The sequence below is a fragment of the Methylobacterium segetis genome (assembly GCF_004348265.1).
In the GTDB taxonomy this organism is placed as follows: domain Bacteria; phylum Pseudomonadota; class Alphaproteobacteria; order Rhizobiales; family Beijerinckiaceae; genus Methylobacterium; species Methylobacterium segetis.
In genome coordinates this window covers 30852-45321 of sequence record NZ_SMNT01000029.1, presented here as the reverse complement: position 1 = coordinate 45321, position 14470 = coordinate 30852, and the positions used below count along the sequence as shown (strand labels likewise).

Sequence of the window (14470 nt, the reverse complement as noted above, 5' to 3'; positions counted from 1 at the left end):
GCCCTCGCCGCCTGCAACTGCCCACCCGGAGACACCCTCTATGCCTGATCGCGTCTACAACGTCCTGTTTCTCTGCACCGGCAACTCGGCCCGCTCGATCCTGGCGGAAGCGATGCTGAACCAGGATGGGCAAGGCCGCTTCCGGTCCTACTCCGCCGGTAGCCAGCCCAAGGGCGAGCCGCATCCGCTGGCGTTGCAGACGCTACGGGAGAGCGACTACCCCGTGCACGGGCTGCGCTCGAAGTCCTGGGACGAGTTCGCCGCGCCCGGTGCTCCGGTGATGGATTTCGTGTTCACGGTCTGTGACAACGCAGCCGGCGAACCCTGCCCCTTCTGGACTGGTCAGCCCGTGACCGCTCATTGGGGCATCGAGGACCCTGCCGCTGCGGAAGGCTCGGAGATCGAGCGCAAGCGCGCCTTCGTGACAGCGCAGCGCTACCTGAAGAACCGCATCGCGGCCTTTATCGCCCTGCCGCTCGGCAGCCTCGACCAGGCGGCCCTGTCGGCCAAAGTCAGAGAGATCGGCCAACAAGCCGGTGCCACCGCGCTCCGGCCGGAGGTCGCTTGATGGACGTCATCATCTACCACAACCCGGACTGCGGCACGTCCCGCAACACCCTGGCGATGATCCGCAACGCCGGAATCGAGCCTCATGTGATCGAGTATCTGAAGACGCCGCCCGCCCGGGCGCTGCTGGTGCAGCTCCTCGCCCGGGCCGGCCTGCCCGTCCGCGACGCACTGCGGGAGAAGGGCGCGCCGTTCGCCGAGCTGGGCCTTGGCGATCCGGCATTGACCGATGCGCAGCTGCTCGATGCCATCGAGGCGCATCCGATCCTTCTCAACCGCCCGCTGGTGGTCAGCCCCAAGGGCGTGCGGCTGTGCCGGCCGTCCGAAGCCGTGCTGGACCTCCTGCCGGGGCAGCAAGGCGAGTTCGTCAAAGAGGATGGCGAGCGGGTCGTGGACGAGCACGGCCGCCGCGTCGGCACTGCCTGAACCCCAACCCCGACCCATAAGAAGAAAACGCCCGGATGCTCGCGCTCGCCATCTTCCTCGTCACCCTCGTCTTCGTCATCTGGCAGCCAAGGGGCCTCGGGATCGGATGGAGCGCGCTGGCAGGCGCGGCGGTCGCGCTCGCCACGGGGGTGATCCATCCGGGCGATATTCCGGTGGTCTGGCATATCGTCTGGGACGCCACCTTCACCTTCGTGGCGCTCATCATCATCTCGCTGCTGCTCGATGAGGCCGGTTTCTTCCATTGGGCGGCGCTGCACGTCGCCCGCTGGGGCAGTGGGTCCGGCCGGCGGCTCTTTCCGCTTGTCGTGTTGCTCGGCGCGGCCATCGCTGCGGTGTTCGCCAACGACGGCGCGGCGCTGCTGCTGACGCCGATTGTGCTGGCGATCCTGCTCCGGCTCGACTTCAAGCCGGCGGCGGCGCTGGCATTCATCGTCGCCTGCGGGTTCGTGGCCGACAGCACCTCCCTGCCGCTGGTGATCTCCAACCTGGTCAACATCGTCTCCGCCAACTTCTTCGACGTGACCTTCGGCAGGTATGCGGCCGTCATGGTGCCGGTGAACCTGGTGTCCCTGGCGGCGACCCTGGTGGTGCTTTGGGCTTTCTTCCGGCGCGACGTGCCGGCGGCCTACCCGGCGGCCGCCTTGGAGCGCCCGGTCGGGGCCATCCGCGATCCGCTGGTGTTCCGGGCGGCGTTCCCGCTGCTTGGCGTGCTCCTGCTCGCCTACTTCGTCACCGCGCCGTTCGGCGTGCCGGTGGCGGCCGTCACCTGTGCCGGTGCGGCCGTTCTTCTACTGCTTGCCGACCGGGGCAGGGTCATCCCGATCCGCAAGGTGCTGACCGGCGCCCCCTGGCAGATCGTGCTGTTCAGCCTCGGCATGTACCTCGTGGTCTACGGCCTGCGGAACGCCGGCCTGACCGACGAGCTGGCCACGGGCTTGGTCTGGCTCGCCGGCCATGGCCCGTGGGTCGCCACGGTCGGCACCGGCTTCGCGGCGGCGATCCTGTCGTCCGTGATGAACAACATGCCATCTGTGCTGATCGGGGCGCTCTCGATCCAGCAGGCGCCGGACCTGTCCCCGCTGACGCGCGAGCTAATGGTCTATGCCAACGTGATCGGTTGCGACCTCGGCCCGAAGTTCTCGCCAATCGGCAGCCTCGCCACGCTGCTCTGGCTGCACGTCCTTGACAGCAAGGGCCAGAAAATCACCTGGGGCCAGTATATGAAGGTCGGGCTTGTCATCACCCCGCCCGTGCTGCTGGTCACGCTCGTGGCGCTGGCGGCTTGGCTGCCGCTTCTCGGCACCCGGTAGGCAGCCCGTGTCCGAGGCCCGCCGCTGGCCGGTGATCTCCGCCCTCGGCGTCGTGCAGATCCTCACCTGGGGCTCGTCGTTCTACCTGCCGGCGGTGCTTGCCGGCCCGGTCGCCGAAAGCACCGGCTGGCCGCTCGCCTGGGTCGTCGGCGGACTGTCACTCGGCCTGCTGGTCGCCGCGTTCGCCTCGCCGCATATCGGGACGGCGATCCACCGCCACGGCGGCCGGCCCATCCTGGCGCTGGCCGCGCTGCTGCTGGCTGCCGGGCTGACTATGCTGGCGCTGGCTCCGATCCTGCCGGTCTACCTCGCCGGCTGGCTGCTGCTCGGCCTCGGCATGGGTTGCGGCCTGTACGATCCGGCATTCGCGACCCTCGGCCGGCTCTACGGCGCGGCGGCGCGGCCGGCGATCACCACCCTGACCCTGTGGGGCGGGTTCGCCAGCACCGTTTGCTGGCCACTTTCCGCCTTCCTGGTCGCGCATTTCGGATGGCGCGGTGCCTGCCTGGCCTATGCCGGCCTGCACCTCGCGGTGACGCTACCGCTTGTCCTCCTTCTGATCCCCAAGGCCCCGGCACCGCCGTCGGCGGGGCATCACCAGGACCGAACCGGCCCGCTGTCCGCGAAGGAACGGCGGGCGTTCCGGCTGTTCGCCGGCGTGCTGATAATCGGCGGCGCGATCATGTCGCTTGTTTCGGTGCACCTGCTGACGCTCCTGCAGGCGCGGGGCGTGGCGCTCGCTTCGGCCGTCTCCTACGGGGCGCTGATCGGCCCGGCTCAGGTCGGCGCCCGCGTCGCGGAAATGTCGTTCAAGGGCCGGCACCATCCCCTGTGGACCCCGACCGCAGCCCTTGGCCTCGTCGCCCTCGGCCTGGTGCTGCTCGCCGGCGGCCTGCCCGGCGTCGGGGTCTGGCTGGTCCTCTACGGCGGCGGCAACGGCATCTATTCGATTGCGCGGGGCACGGTGCCCTTGGCCCTGTTCGGCCCCGTTCGCTATCCGCTGGTCGTCGGCCGCTTGGCACGGCCGGGGCTGATCGCGCAGGCGCTAGCGCCGCCGGCCGGCGCTTTCGTGCTGACCTACGCCAGCCCGGATGCCCTTTGGTGGCTCCTGCTCATCCTCGGCCTCGCCAACCTCGGACTTGTCGGCGGGTTGTGGCGGACACGGTAATCGCTCCACCGCTTCGGCAGCTATGGGAACTCGGTCGCGCTTCAGCATCCTTGGCTTCGACTTCCCAGTCCCCGGGACAATCGCCCCCCACGCCGTCCGTCCGCTTCGGCCAGGGTGGGCGGACCGGCCGGCCGACCAAGCTCCGCGAGAAGCCGGGCATCGGCTCCTGGGGGGATGCCTCAACGTCGGTTCACCGCCCCGAACGAGTACGGTGACGGCGAGCGCCCGCGCGACGGCTGCGCTCAAGCCGGCGCGCCTCCACGATAACGGGCGAAGGCGCCGCGCCCCTCCGGCCCGAACAGGACCACCTCGTAGATGTCGGGCTCCCTGCCCTCGACCTCCATGCCGGGCGAGCCGGCCGGCATGCCCGGAACGGCCAGCCCGGTTCCGTTCGGGCGCTCGGCCAACAAGCGCCTGATGGCGTCCGCCGGCACGTGTCCCTCGACCACGTAGCCGTCAACGAGAGCGGTGTGGCAGGAGGCGAGGTCCCTCGGCACGCCGAGACGCGCCTTCACCGGGTTCACGGGACCCTCGGTCACCGTCACCGTGAAGCCGGCCTGTCGCAGGTGGTCCACCCACTTCGCGCAGCAGCCGCAACTCGGGTCCTTCGTCACGGCGACGGTCGGCAGGCTCTCCCCCATCACGGGTCGTCCGAGGGACACTCCCGCCGCCAAGCCCGCGAGCACGGCACGCCGGGACGGCATCATGTCTGACTTCATCATTCGCTCCTGTCGATTCCTCATTCGGCCGCCAGAGGCATCCGTGCACCCTCCGCGGCGGCCTCCGGCAACCCGCGACCTTTCACCAACGCGTAGACGGCCGGAATCACGACGAGGGTCAGCACGGTCGAGGACACCATCCCGCCGATCATCGGCACGGCGATGCGCTGCATGACCTCGGAGCCCGAACCGGTGCTCCAGAGGATGGGCAGGAGACCCGCCATGATGGCGACCACCGTCATCATCTTGGGCCGCACCCGCTCGACGGCGCCGACCATGATGGCCTGCCGCAAGTCCTCGCGCGTGAGGGGGCGTCCCTCACGCCGGCACCCTGCCCGGACCTCGTCGAGGGCGTGGTCGAGGTAGACCAGCATGATCACGCCGGTCTCGGCCGCGACGCCGGCGAGCGCGATGAAGCCGACCGCCACCGCCACCGACATGTTGAAGCCCATCCACCACATCAGCCAGACGCCGCCGACGAGCGCGAACGGCAGCGAGAGCATGACGATGAGGGTCTCGGTCAGACGGCGGAAGTTCAGGTAGAGGAGCAGGAACACGACGAGCAGCGTCAGCGGCACAACGATCCTGAGGCGGGCTTCGGCGCGCTCCAGGTACTCGTACTGCCCGCTCCACTGCAGCGTCGTGCCCTGGGGCAACCTGACCTCCCTGTCGACCGCGGCCCGGGCGTCGGCCACGTAGCCGCCGAGGTCGCGCCCAGTGAGGTCGACGAAGATGTAGACCGCGAGCTGGCCGTTCTCGGTCCGGATCGAGGTCGGCCCCCGGGTAAGCTCGACCTTCGCGACCTCGCCGAGCGGCACCGTCCCGCCGGCCGGCAGCGGCACCTGCACCTCGTCGGCGATGGCCCGCGGGTCGGAGCGGAAGGCGCGCGGGTAGCGTACGTTGACGGTGTAGCGCTCGCGGCCCTCGACCGTGTTGGTGACGCTCTGCCCGCCGAGAGCCGAGGCGACCACGTCCTGGACGTCGCCCACCATGAGCCCGTAGCGGCCGAGCGCCTCCCGGTCGGGCGTGATGTCGAGGAAGTACCCGCCGATGACCCGCTCCGCGTAGGCACTCGACGTGCCCGGCACGTCGCGCACCACTGCCTCGACCTGACGGGCGACCTTCTCCATGGCGCCGAGGTCGGTGCCGAGCACCTTGATGCCGACCGGCGTCCGGATGCCGGTCGAGAGCATGTCGATGCGGGCCCGGATCGGCTGCGTCCAAGCATTCGAGACGCCCGGGAACTGCAGCGCCCGGTCCATCTCCGCCTTGAGGCTCGCGAGCGTCACGCCCGGGCGCCACTCGGCCTTAGGCTTGAGGCTGATGATGGTCTCGGCCATCTCCATCGGCGCCGGGTCGGTCGCGGTGCTGGCGCGCCCGGCCTTGCCGTAGACCGAGGCGACCTCGGGGAAGGACTTGATGATCCGATCCTGGGTCGCCAGCAACTCGCCCGCCTTCGTCACCGAGATGCCGGGCAGGGTCGTCGGCATGTACATCAGCGTCCCCTCGTCGAGTTCCGGCATGAACTCCGAGCCGAGCTGGCGCGCCGGCCAGACGGTGACCGCCAGGACGCCGAGGGCGAGCAGGATGGTGGGCAACCGCGCCCGCAGTACGCCTGCGATGACCGGGCGATAGAGCCAGATCAGGAGCCGGTTCACCGGGTTGCGATGCTCCGGGACGATCCGTCCGCGCACGAACAACACCATCAGCGCCGGCACCAGGGTCACCGACAGGAGCGCCGCCGCCGCCATGGCGAAGGTCTTGGTGAGCGCGAGCGGCCCGAACAGGCGCCCCTCCTCGCCCTCCAGGGTGAAGATGGGCAGGAAGCTCACGGTGATGATGAGGAGTGAGAAGAACAGCGAGGGGCCGACCTCGCCCGCCGCCTCGACCAAGATCTCGACCCGCGGCTTGTCCGGCGGCGCCCGCTCCAGGTGCTTGTGGGCGTTCTCGATCATCACGATGGCCGCGTCGATCATGGCGCCGACCGCGATGGCGATGCCGCCGAGCGACATGATGTTGGCGCCCAGCCCCAGCGCCTTCATCCCGGCGAACGCCATCAGGATGCCGACGGGCAGCATCAGGATGGCGACCAGCGCGCTTCGGACGTGTAGGAGGAACACGATGCATACGAGGGAGACGACGACGCTCTCCTCGACAAGCGTGTGCCGCAGCGTCTCGATGGCCGCGTCGATGAGTTGCGAGCGGTCGTAGACCGGCAGGATCTCGGTGCCGGCCGGCAGGCTTTTCGCCACCTCCGCGAGCTTCGCCTTCGCGTTCTCGATGACGGTCAGGGCGTTCGCGCCGAACCGCTGCAGGACGATGCCGCCGGCGACCTCGCCGTCACCATTCATCTCGGTGATGCCCCGCCGCTCGTCAGGCCCGAGTTCGACCCGGGCGACGTCCCGCACCCGCAGGGGAGCACCACCGGTGGTCTTCAGGACGATGTTGTCGATGTCGGCCACGCTCCGCAGGTAGCCGCGTCCGCGCACTATGAACTCGAACTCGGAGAGCTCGACCGTGCGGCCGCCGACGTCGGCGTTGCTCGCCCGGATCGCGTCCCGGAGCTTGTTGAGCGAGATCCCCTGCGCCCGTAGGCGGTTCGGGTCGACCACGACGTTGTACTGCTTGACGAAGCCGCCGACGCCCGCGACCTCGGCCACGCCCTCGGCCCGCGACGCCCCGAAACGGACCACCCAGTCCTGGAGGGAGCGCAATTCCGCGAGCGTGCGCTCCTTGGCCACGACCACGTACTGGTAGACCCAGCCGACGCCGGTGGCGTCCGGACCGAGGGTCGGGGTCACGCCCGCCGGCAAGCGGCTGGCGGCCGCGTTGAGGTACTCCAGCACTCGACTACGGCCCCAGTAGGGATCGGTGCCGTCCTCGAAGATCACGTAGACGAAGCTGACCCCGAAGAACGAGAAGCCGCGCACCACCTTCGCCTTCGGGACCGTCAGCATGGCGGTCGTGAGAGGATAGGTGACCTGATCCTCGACCACCTGCGGGGCCTGGCCCGGGTACTCGGTGTAGACGATGGCCTGCACGTCCGAGAGGTCGGGGATGGCGTCGAGCGGCAGCGTTCGCAGCGCCATGACGCCAGCGGCCACGGCGAACACGGTGCCGACCAGCACCAGGACGAGGTTGCGGGCCGACCAGCCGATGAGGCGCGCGATCATGGCTTGCCCTCAAGGTTCGAGGCCTGCCGGTCGCTCGCCTTCGGGGCGGACATGGACTGAAGCGCCGCCTTCAGGTTGCTCTCGGCGTCGATCAGGAAGTTCGCCGCCGTGACGACCCGGTCGCCGGCGTCGACGCCCTCGCGGACCTCGACGTAGCCCGTGCCGCGAACCCCGACCTTGACCTCGCGGGGCTCGAAGCGCCCCCCGCCCCTGTCGAGCAGCACCACCTGCCGTGCACCTGTGTCGATGACCGCGTCGTCGGGCACCGCCACGACGGGCTTGCCCGCCCCCGTGGCGATCTCGACCTCGGCGTACATGTCCGGCAGGAGCGCGCCGTCCGGGTTCGGCAGCTCGATGCGCACCCGCGTGGCCCGGGTGTCCGGGTTTACCTGCGGATAGATCACCCCGACCTTGCCGGAGAAGGTCCGGCCCGGGGCCGAACGCAGGCGCACGGTCACGGCCTGTCCGGCGCGAACCCCGGCCAGGTCGCGCTCGGGCACGTCGGCCAGCACCCACATGACCGAGATGTCGCCGATCCGGAACAGGGTGTCGCCGGCCGCGGCCTTCATGCCCTCGACGGCCGAGCGCTGCAGCACCAAGCCGTCCCGGGCCGACGACCAAGTGATGGCCATCGGCACCTTCCGGGTGCGCTCCATGTCGTCGATGACGGCCTCGGAGACGTTGAGGTTCTGCAGGCGTCGCCGAGCTCCGTCGAAGCCGGGGTTGGCGATGAGCTGCGCGGCGGCGGAATTGATGTCGGGGGAGTAGACGTGGACCAGCGGCTGGCCCTTGCGGACGCGGTCGCCGGTGGTGACGTCCTCGACATGGTCGACGTACGCGTCCGACCGGGTCGCGATGACCGTCACGCGCCGCTCGTCGAGGGCGACGGTACCGGGCACGCGCACCGGCTGCGCCACCACCCGCCGCTCCACGGTTTCGGTTCGGACGCCGGTCCGCTGGACCTTGCCGGGGGAGACCGTCACGACGTTGCCGCCCTCGTCCTCGCCCGCGTAGACGGGGATGTAGTCCATCCCCATCGAATCCTTTTTCGGGGTCGCCGAGGTGTCCGGCAGGCCCATCGGGTTGCGGTAGTAGAGCACCTTGCGCGTGCCCCGGTCGGGCTTTCCGGCCGCCGCCGTTCCAGGCGCCGCCATGCCGTGCCCGGTCACGTCGTGGCCGGCCATGTCGGGGGATGTCGTCTCGCTCCCTTGTGCCTGGTCGAAGCGCACGTCCTCGCTGGCCCGAACCGCCCGGAAGTCGTGCCCCTCCGCAGTCGTTCTCGGCGACGCGGAGTAGACCGGCTTCCCATCCGGATCCTGGTAGTAGACCACCGGACCCGTGACCTTCGGCGGCGCCGGTGCCTGCGGACCCGGCATGCCGGTCGGCAGCCAGTGGGCGAACTCGGTCCGTGCGCGCTCGACGAGGACCGGAACGGGGCTGCCATCGCGCCCCGCCCAGTACCCGGTGCCCCCCGCCGCCAACGCGGCGAGGATCCCGGCGAGCCATGCCGAGCGGCTCACTTGACCGCCTGGAAGACGAGCCTGTCCTCGACGGTGCCGGTTTCGCCCTGGACCTTCGCCCCCAGCGAGAGCCGCCAGCCCCCGGCCATCGTGAGCTTCGCCTTGAAGCGGTAGATGCCAGGCTCCGTCGACGGGACCTGCTCGATCGTCGAGGTCATCTCGTCCATGCTGTCGGGCGCCATGTCGATGCGCTTGGCGAAGATCACCGCGTCCGGAACGGGCTTGCCGGTGCGCTTGTCCATGAGGCGCACCGAGAGGATGGTCTCGCCGACCTTCGCCTCCGTCCGGGTCGGCTCGAAGGCGTAGTCCTTGATGCCGGCGAGCGCCGGCAGGGCCGGGACCGACAGCGCGGCGCCGAGCAGCGCGGCACCGAGGGCGCGCGCGAAGGGGTACGTGGTCACGGATTTCGTCTCCTGAACGCGATGGATGGCCACGCGCGGACGCGCGGCGTCGTGCCGGCGTTCACGCCGGCGGCATCGGGCTCAGGCTCGGGGGGGCTCAGGTAGGGGGCGGCCGGACAGGCTGGCGAAGGACGCCGCATCGGGCCACACCCGGCTCGTCCGCGTCGCCACCGGGGCCGGGACGGACGCCGCGGTCGGCAGGAGGGAGGCGACGCTGGCGAGGCAGAGCGCCAAAAGCGGACAGCCGGCCTTGGCGCAGTCGGGCTTCGCCACCTTCCCGGGCGGGCAGCACGGCATGTCGGCCATGTCCGCGTCGCCCACGTCCATCCCCTCCATCTCGGCATGGGCAATGGCCGAGGTCGCCTCAGGCGCGGCTTGCGCCATGATGAACGCGCGCATCCCCGCGGCGGCCGCGGGCGCGGCCACCGGCGTCAGGGCGAGGCTGAGTACCGCCAGGAGCGGCAACAGTCGCCGAAGGGCGATCAAGAACGTCACGCAGGTACGATGCCAGCTTTTCGATCCGGGCGGAAGGCCAGTGTCACGGGAGACGGCGCGTCTCAAGTCTTGAGGGTCAAGGTTTCGTTCCGTCGGGCGGTCGATCCGCCGACCGACCTCGCCGGGCGGGCGTCTCGGCGACCCGTTTCTCGTGAGCCCGCCGGACCGCGCCATGGCGCGTCCGGCCTGCCGTGCCATGGCCGTCCCCGAACGGCAGGCAGAGGCCGGATCGAGGCCGCTACCCATGGAAGCCGCATCGACACCGTCGGTCCCCTGGCAAGCCCGCGGACATGGTGTGGCCGTCTGCCGGGCGCGCAATCTGGAAGGCGGTCAACAGGGGAATGGTCGCGTGCATCGCAGGCGTGAGCCGGTCGTCGCCCTCGGGCTGTTGCGCTGGCCGCCCATCGCAAGGGCGCAGGTTCCGGGCTCCCGGCATCCGCGCGCGTGCTGTCCGGGCATCTGGGAAACCTACCGCACACTTGGCCCTCCGCGCGGTAGGCGGTGCAGGGCGGCGCGCCAAACCTCACCCCGTACAACCCCAATCGGCCGGTCCGGCGGTTCGGACCCCGCGGGAGGTTCAGAAGTGCTGGGCGGGGGGTGCCGACCGGGCGGCGGCAGGGCGACGGGGCACCGCGCTGATCGATCCGGTCGTCAGGCCGACGTCCGGAGCTTCGACCTGAGGCGTTTCGGTCCGTTGCGATTGATGCGTCTGGGGCAGAAAACGGGGTGGGACGTTGTCCATCCATCCCGCGAGCGCGTAACCCGGCAGTCCGGCGAGCATGGCGATTCCTGCAAAGGCGGGGATGATCTTGCTTTTCATGGCGGAACCCGTTGATCTGACGAGAAGCTTGCCGCTCCTTGTCTTTAAGTCCGGATGTCTTGGACGTACCGTTACAGCGCGCTGCGAACCTTTGTGGGGTTGGGCCGGGGTCGCCCGGCGCGGCGCCTCGCTCACCGGGGGGATGATCCTGCAAGCGATTGTGGGATGCGCGGCGGCCGCATTGCCTCGCGCGGCCGGGCGGGTGGGAGGGTCATGCCCGTCGTCGTGCCGGATCCCATCCGCGGCGATACCGCAGCGAGGCCCGTGACATGAAGCGTCGGCCGGCGACAGGCCCCCAAACCGTCGCGTCGCCCCTTGAACCCCGGCAGGCGATCCGGAGGATGTTCCGAACCGGCTCGCTACCAGCGAAGGAGGCGCGGTCCCAGGAGCGCTCCGACGAGCGTGCACATCGCGATCGTCCCCCCGTACCAGACGGCGACGAACGGTACGGTATCGTCCATGCAGTGCAGTGAATAGCCGAGCGCGCTCACGGCTCCCGCGGAGAGGCCGACCAGGGCACCCGCCCGCACGAGATCCGTCGGCGCTCCGAACCGTCGAACCGCCCAGGTGACGACGGCGAACGGCACGACGGCGATCACGGGGATCGAGATGAGGCATTCGAGCCAGGTGTGACCGGATACCATGCCGTGCCAATGTTCGGTCGGCGCCATCAAAAGGCTCACGCACGCCAGCGCCGCGACCACGAGGAACGGCAAGGCGGCGACCCCGAGATGGACGCGGCTCTCGCCGCCGGGCCTGACCGCCCTGACGAGATACCGGAGCGCGAGACTCCCGACCGCGGCCGCGAACGAGAACTTGAACGCGAGGACCAGGAGCGGCCGGACCTCGGTCAGGCCGGGACGCAGGCCCAGAAACGCCAGCGCCAGGCACAGCGCGGCCGTCGCGCCGACCGCGACCGCCAGCGCGAGCCGGCGGGTCATCCAGGGGGCCCCGACCGGTTCGCGCTCGAAGCTGGCGCCCAGCAGGCCGATGAGTTCGTCGGTCTTCATCTCGCCTTGCCTCCCACGAGATTGGCCAGGGTCTTCAGGCCGCGGTGGACGCTCACCTTGATCGCGGTCTCGGACATCCCGGCACGTTCGGCCGCCTCGGCGGCGCTCAGGCCCTCGACCTTCGTCGAGAGGATCGCGTTCCTCATCTTGGGCGGTAGGTGCGCCAGGAGGCGCTCGACGTCGAGCGAGCTCTCCGCCGCGACATGATCGTCGCGAGCCACCAGCACGCCGGCATCCTCGACCGGGACGTCGGCCGCGGCCGTACGCGTACGCCGAAAATGGTCGATGAGCTTGTAGCGGGCGATGGCGTGGATCCACGGCGTCACCGGTTGCGTGACGTCATAGGTGTGCCGCCGCACATGGATCACCATCAGCGTCTCCTGGACGAGATCCTCCGCCTCGGTGTCGGTACGGCCGGAGCGAGCCAGCTTGCCTTTGTAATACGCGCGTAGGTGCGACCCGAGCCGCCCCAGGAAGCGCCGGTAGTCGGCCGCGCTGCCCGCAAGGCTGGCGATGAGCAGCGCGCGCAGTTCCTCTTCCACCTGCAGCACCGGGACTAGGCGGGCCGGTTCGTAGCCGCTGAGCGGATGTCAGAGATACGTCGCATGTTCCGCCACCCCACCGTGTCCTCACGACCGCAGCACCATCCTGTAGGAGCGTGTCGTACGGCGATCTGCGCCCTGAGGCTCGTCGGCCGAAAGCGACGTATGATCGGCCGCGCCGCTCGGAGAACAATCCGCAAGCGGCCGCCGAAACGTTACAGCGCTCGCGGCATGCCCGGGAGCGTAGGCATGTGCCGCGCATAATTGCCAAGCCTATGCCCCGATCTTAGACCCAGCCGTACCCGACGCCACGGGCCGGGCGGGAAGCCTCCGGAGCCTCGCCGCCGGCGCTCTCCCTTCGCATGGACAGGCTTGCCGAGAGCGCCGCGGAGAGGGCGGTCTCCGATCCGGGGAAGACGGCGGGCTCGGCCCGGGGCCGGCGTTCGGCGCCATCGCTTTTCCCCTCACCGCGGGCGGTCCGGGCAAGAAGCCGGCCCGTCCCGCCATCGACGTTTTCCTAGGAGTACGATCATGATCGAGGTGATCCCGAACTGGCATCCGGTCGCGGTCCATTTCACGGTCGCCCTCCTCATCACGGCCAGCGTCCTCTTCGCCGCGGGGACCCTGTTCAGGAAAGCGGCATCGGGAGGCGCGCTCACGGCCGCCGCCCGATGGAACCTCGCGATCGGCGCGGCAGTCACGGTCGCGACCCTCGCCACGGGTTGGTCGGCGTACAACACGGTCGATCACGACGCGCCCTCGCACGCGAACATGACCGTCCACCTTCGCTGGGCCGTCGCCACCGCGCTCGTGTTCCTCGCCGCCGCCGGCGTCGCCTGGCTGGAGCGCCGGAAGGTCGCAGGCGCGGGCGTCCTGCTGCTGGTGCTCCTCGCCGGAGGTTCCGGGGCCCTCGTGGTCACGGGCTGGCTCGGCGGCGAGAACGTCTACCGTTACGGCCTGGGCGTCATGGCGCTCCCGAGATCGGGCGACCACGTCCACCCCGCAAGCGGCGGCCATCCCCATGAGCACGGCCACGACCACGAGACCGCGGACGCCCCAAAGACGCCCGATGCCGCCGCGGGCAAGGTAGTGACGCGCCCGGCGCCGGACGCCCCCTCCACACCGCACGAACACGCTCATTGACGGACGGGCCGCGGTGATACCCGTCCCGGGTACCCCCAAGCGCCCGTCGCATGAACGCGGCGGGGGTCCTGGCACCGGTGTGGCGGTCAATCCGCCGAGTGCGGCTTCGCCGTCGACACCGGCATGTGGCGAACTTCCAACACGCTGAGTTTGTGGGACATCGGTCGAGCACCACGGATTGCAGCTTCCACCCCGGCGTGAGAATGTCCGCGAAGATTAGGCAGGGGCCCTGATCAGTGAATGTCGTGCGCGCATTGCTGCTTGCCGTACTCGCCTTGGCCTTGGCCATCGCGCCGGCAGCGCCGTGCACCATGGGCCGGCAGTCGATGGCTCACCGCCACATAGCAGCCGCCGCGGCGACGCCTCTCGCGCACGCCGCCGGCGCCTTGGGCGGCCAGAACGAGCCGGACGAGGCTGGGATACGGGGGACTTCCCTCGCCGTGCCGGCGGCGGCCGCCGACGAAGGATGCCCCGGCCATCGGCATCGCCCCAAGCATCCTCCCTGCCCGGCGACCTGCTGCCCGCTCGCGTGCCAAGCCGCGCTTCCCACCCTGCCATGGGCGAGCATCACCCTGGAATTTCATCCGTCCGAGCGGGTCCTGATCGTCCAGGTGGACGGGGCCGTCGACGCGCATCCGCTACGGATCGAGCGGCCGCCGAGGCGCCAAGCGTGACGCGCGGGCGGATCTAGCGCCCGCCCCCGGCCGCTCCGAAGGGACGGCCTCGCACACCCACAACGAGCCGACGCCTTCGCCGGGCGCGACGCCGTCGCCGCTCGACCCGCGGCCCGTGCCACGCCTGGGCCTGCCTTCGGCCGTCCGCCTCACCTCGGGAAATCCAAGATGTTCAAGTTGCCGAGACCGGCCGCGCTCGCGGCGGTCCTGCCGCTCGCCGGCTGCATGCCCGCCGCCGTTCCCGCCGGGCTCGTCCTGCCCTCGGAGCCGGACATCCCGGTCCGGCCGCCCCGCTACGCGAAGGTGACGCAGGGCGTGAAGGATTTCGGCGTCGTCGACCCAAAGGATTGGCGCGAGCTCAATCGCCAGGTCGCGCCGAAGGCCGGGTCCGGCGGTACGGGGGGCATGCCGGGCATGGACGGGATGCCCGGCATGGGCGGCAAGCGCGATTCGGGGGGCCGGTGATGGCCCGTCGCTGTAA

Annotated in this window: 15 protein-coding genes; 7 read left to right on the top strand and 8 right to left on the bottom strand. The window is 70.2% G+C overall.

Going from position 1 to position 14470, the window contains the following annotated elements:
* Positions 1-40: 40 nt before the first annotated feature.
* The 4 genes from E1J50_RS10015 to E1J50_RS10000 are packed head-to-tail and all read left to right on the top strand — an operon-like array spanning position 41 to position 3492.
* Positions 41-568, top strand: coding sequence for an arsenate reductase ArsC (locus tag E1J50_RS10015; protein ID WP_050735114.1), 528 nt, complete (start codon positions 41-43; stop codon positions 566-568).
* Positions 568-993, top strand: coding sequence for an arsenate reductase (glutaredoxin) (gene arsC, locus E1J50_RS10010; protein WP_050735113.1), 426 nt, complete (start codon positions 568-570; stop codon positions 991-993). The genes E1J50_RS10015 and arsC overlap by 1 nt, the downstream gene beginning before the upstream one ends.
* Positions 994-1028: 35 nt before the next feature.
* Complete coding sequence (locus E1J50_RS10005; protein ID WP_132253033.1) at positions 1029-2324, top strand: arsenic transporter; 1296 nt, start codon at positions 1029-1031, stop codon at positions 2322-2324.
* 7 nt (positions 2325-2331) lie between these two features.
* A complete protein-coding gene (locus E1J50_RS10000) occupies positions 2332-3492 on the top strand; it encodes an MFS transporter (RefSeq protein ID WP_050735111.1) in 1161 nt (386 codons plus the stop codon).
* Positions 3493-3734: 242 nt separating this feature from the next.
* Here the strand turns inward: E1J50_RS10000 and E1J50_RS09995 are convergent, their stop codons facing one another.
* The 8 genes from E1J50_RS09995 to E1J50_RS09960 all read right to left on the bottom strand — a co-directional run bounded on the left by E1J50_RS09995 (position 3735) and on the right by E1J50_RS09960 (position 12181).
* Positions 3735-4211 carry a DUF411 domain-containing protein gene (locus E1J50_RS09995; RefSeq protein WP_132253035.1) on the bottom strand — a complete coding sequence of 159 codons (477 nt, stop codon included), beginning with the start codon at positions 4209-4211 and terminating at the stop codon, positions 3735-3737.
* Positions 4212-4231: 20 nt separating this feature from the next.
* Positions 4232-7384: an efflux RND transporter permease subunit gene (locus tag E1J50_RS09990; protein ID WP_132253030.1), complete on the bottom strand. Its 3153-nt coding sequence runs from the start codon at positions 7382-7384 to the stop codon at positions 4232-4234.
* The gene (locus tag E1J50_RS09985) at positions 7381-8904 is read right to left on the bottom strand and encodes an efflux RND transporter periplasmic adaptor subunit (RefSeq protein WP_050735109.1); all 1524 of its coding nucleotides are present in this window, start codon (positions 8902-8904) and stop codon (positions 7381-7383) included. Before E1J50_RS09985 ends, E1J50_RS09990 begins: the two co-directional genes overlap by 4 nt.
* Positions 8901-9305 (bottom strand): FixH family protein, encoded by a 405-nt coding sequence (locus tag E1J50_RS09980; RefSeq protein WP_050735155.1) that lies wholly within the window; start codon positions 9303-9305, stop codon positions 8901-8903. Before E1J50_RS09980 ends, E1J50_RS09985 begins: the two co-directional genes overlap by 4 nt.
* 81 nt (positions 9306-9386) lie before the next feature.
* The gene (locus tag E1J50_RS09975; protein ID WP_050735108.1) at positions 9387-9800 is read right to left on the bottom strand and encodes a hypothetical protein; all 414 of its coding nucleotides are present in this window, start codon (positions 9798-9800) and stop codon (positions 9387-9389) included.
* Positions 9801-10377: 577 nt separating this feature from the next.
* Entirely contained in the window at positions 10378-10620 is a 243-nt protein-coding gene (locus E1J50_RS09970) for a hypothetical protein (protein ID WP_039903393.1), read from the bottom strand.
* Positions 10621-10979: 359 nt separating this feature from the next.
* Positions 10980-11630 carry an NrsF family protein gene (locus tag E1J50_RS09965; protein ID WP_132253028.1) on the bottom strand — a complete coding sequence of 217 codons (651 nt, stop codon included), beginning with the start codon at positions 11628-11630 and terminating at the stop codon, positions 10980-10982.
* Positions 11627-12181, bottom strand: a complete 555-nt coding sequence (locus tag E1J50_RS09960) for a sigma-70 family RNA polymerase sigma factor (protein WP_039903061.1) — start codon at positions 12179-12181, stop codon at positions 11627-11629. Before E1J50_RS09960 ends, E1J50_RS09965 begins: the two co-directional genes overlap by 4 nt.
* A 522-nt stretch (positions 12182-12703) precedes the next feature.
* Here E1J50_RS09960 and E1J50_RS09955 point away from each other — a divergent pair.
* The 3 genes from E1J50_RS09955 to E1J50_RS09945 all read left to right on the top strand — a co-directional run bounded on the left by E1J50_RS09955 (position 12704) and on the right by E1J50_RS09945 (position 14454).
* Positions 12704-13315: a DUF2231 domain-containing protein gene (locus tag E1J50_RS09955; RefSeq protein WP_050735106.1), complete on the top strand. Its 612-nt coding sequence runs from the start codon at positions 12704-12706 to the stop codon at positions 13313-13315.
* Positions 13316-13560: 245 nt separating this feature from the next.
* Positions 13561-13989, top strand: a complete 429-nt coding sequence (locus E1J50_RS27790) for a hypothetical protein (protein WP_238195257.1) — start codon at positions 13561-13563, stop codon at positions 13987-13989.
* 168 nt (positions 13990-14157) lie between these two features.
* Positions 14158-14454, top strand: coding sequence for a hypothetical protein (locus E1J50_RS09945; RefSeq protein WP_007564146.1), 297 nt, complete (start codon positions 14158-14160; stop codon positions 14452-14454).
* The last annotated feature ends 16 nt before the right edge of the window (positions 14455-14470 follow it).

What these genes read in the sequence shown, in the direction of transcription:
- E1J50_RS10005 (WP_132253033.1), top strand. Translation starts at nt 1,029, where the DNA reads ATGCTCGCGCTCGCCATCTTCCTCGTCACCCTCGTCTTCGTCATCTGG.
- E1J50_RS09965 (WP_132253028.1), bottom strand. Translation starts at nt 11,630, where the DNA reads ATGAAGACCGACGAACTCATCGGCCTGCTGGGCGCCAGCTTCGAGCGC.
- E1J50_RS09955 (WP_050735106.1), top strand. Translation starts at nt 12,704, where the DNA reads ATGATCGAGGTGATCCCGAACTGGCATCCGGTCGCGGTCCATTTCACG.
- E1J50_RS09995 (WP_132253035.1), bottom strand. Translation starts at nt 4,211, where the DNA reads ATGAAGTCAGACATGATGCCGTCCCGGCGTGCCGTGCTCGCGGGCTTG.
- E1J50_RS09945 (WP_007564146.1), top strand. Translation starts at nt 14,158, where the DNA reads ATGTTCAAGTTGCCGAGACCGGCCGCGCTCGCGGCGGTCCTGCCGCTC.
- E1J50_RS09970 (WP_039903393.1), bottom strand. Translation starts at nt 10,620, where the DNA reads ATGAAAAGCAAGATCATCCCCGCCTTTGCAGGAATCGCCATGCTCGCC.
- E1J50_RS09990 (WP_132253030.1), bottom strand. Translation starts at nt 7,384, where the DNA reads ATGATCGCGCGCCTCATCGGCTGGTCGGCCCGCAACCTCGTCCTGGTG.
- E1J50_RS10015 (WP_050735114.1), top strand. Translation starts at nt 41, where the DNA reads ATGCCTGATCGCGTCTACAACGTCCTGTTTCTCTGCACCGGCAACTCG.
- arsC (WP_050735113.1), top strand. Translation starts at nt 568, where the DNA reads ATGGACGTCATCATCTACCACAACCCGGACTGCGGCACGTCCCGCAAC.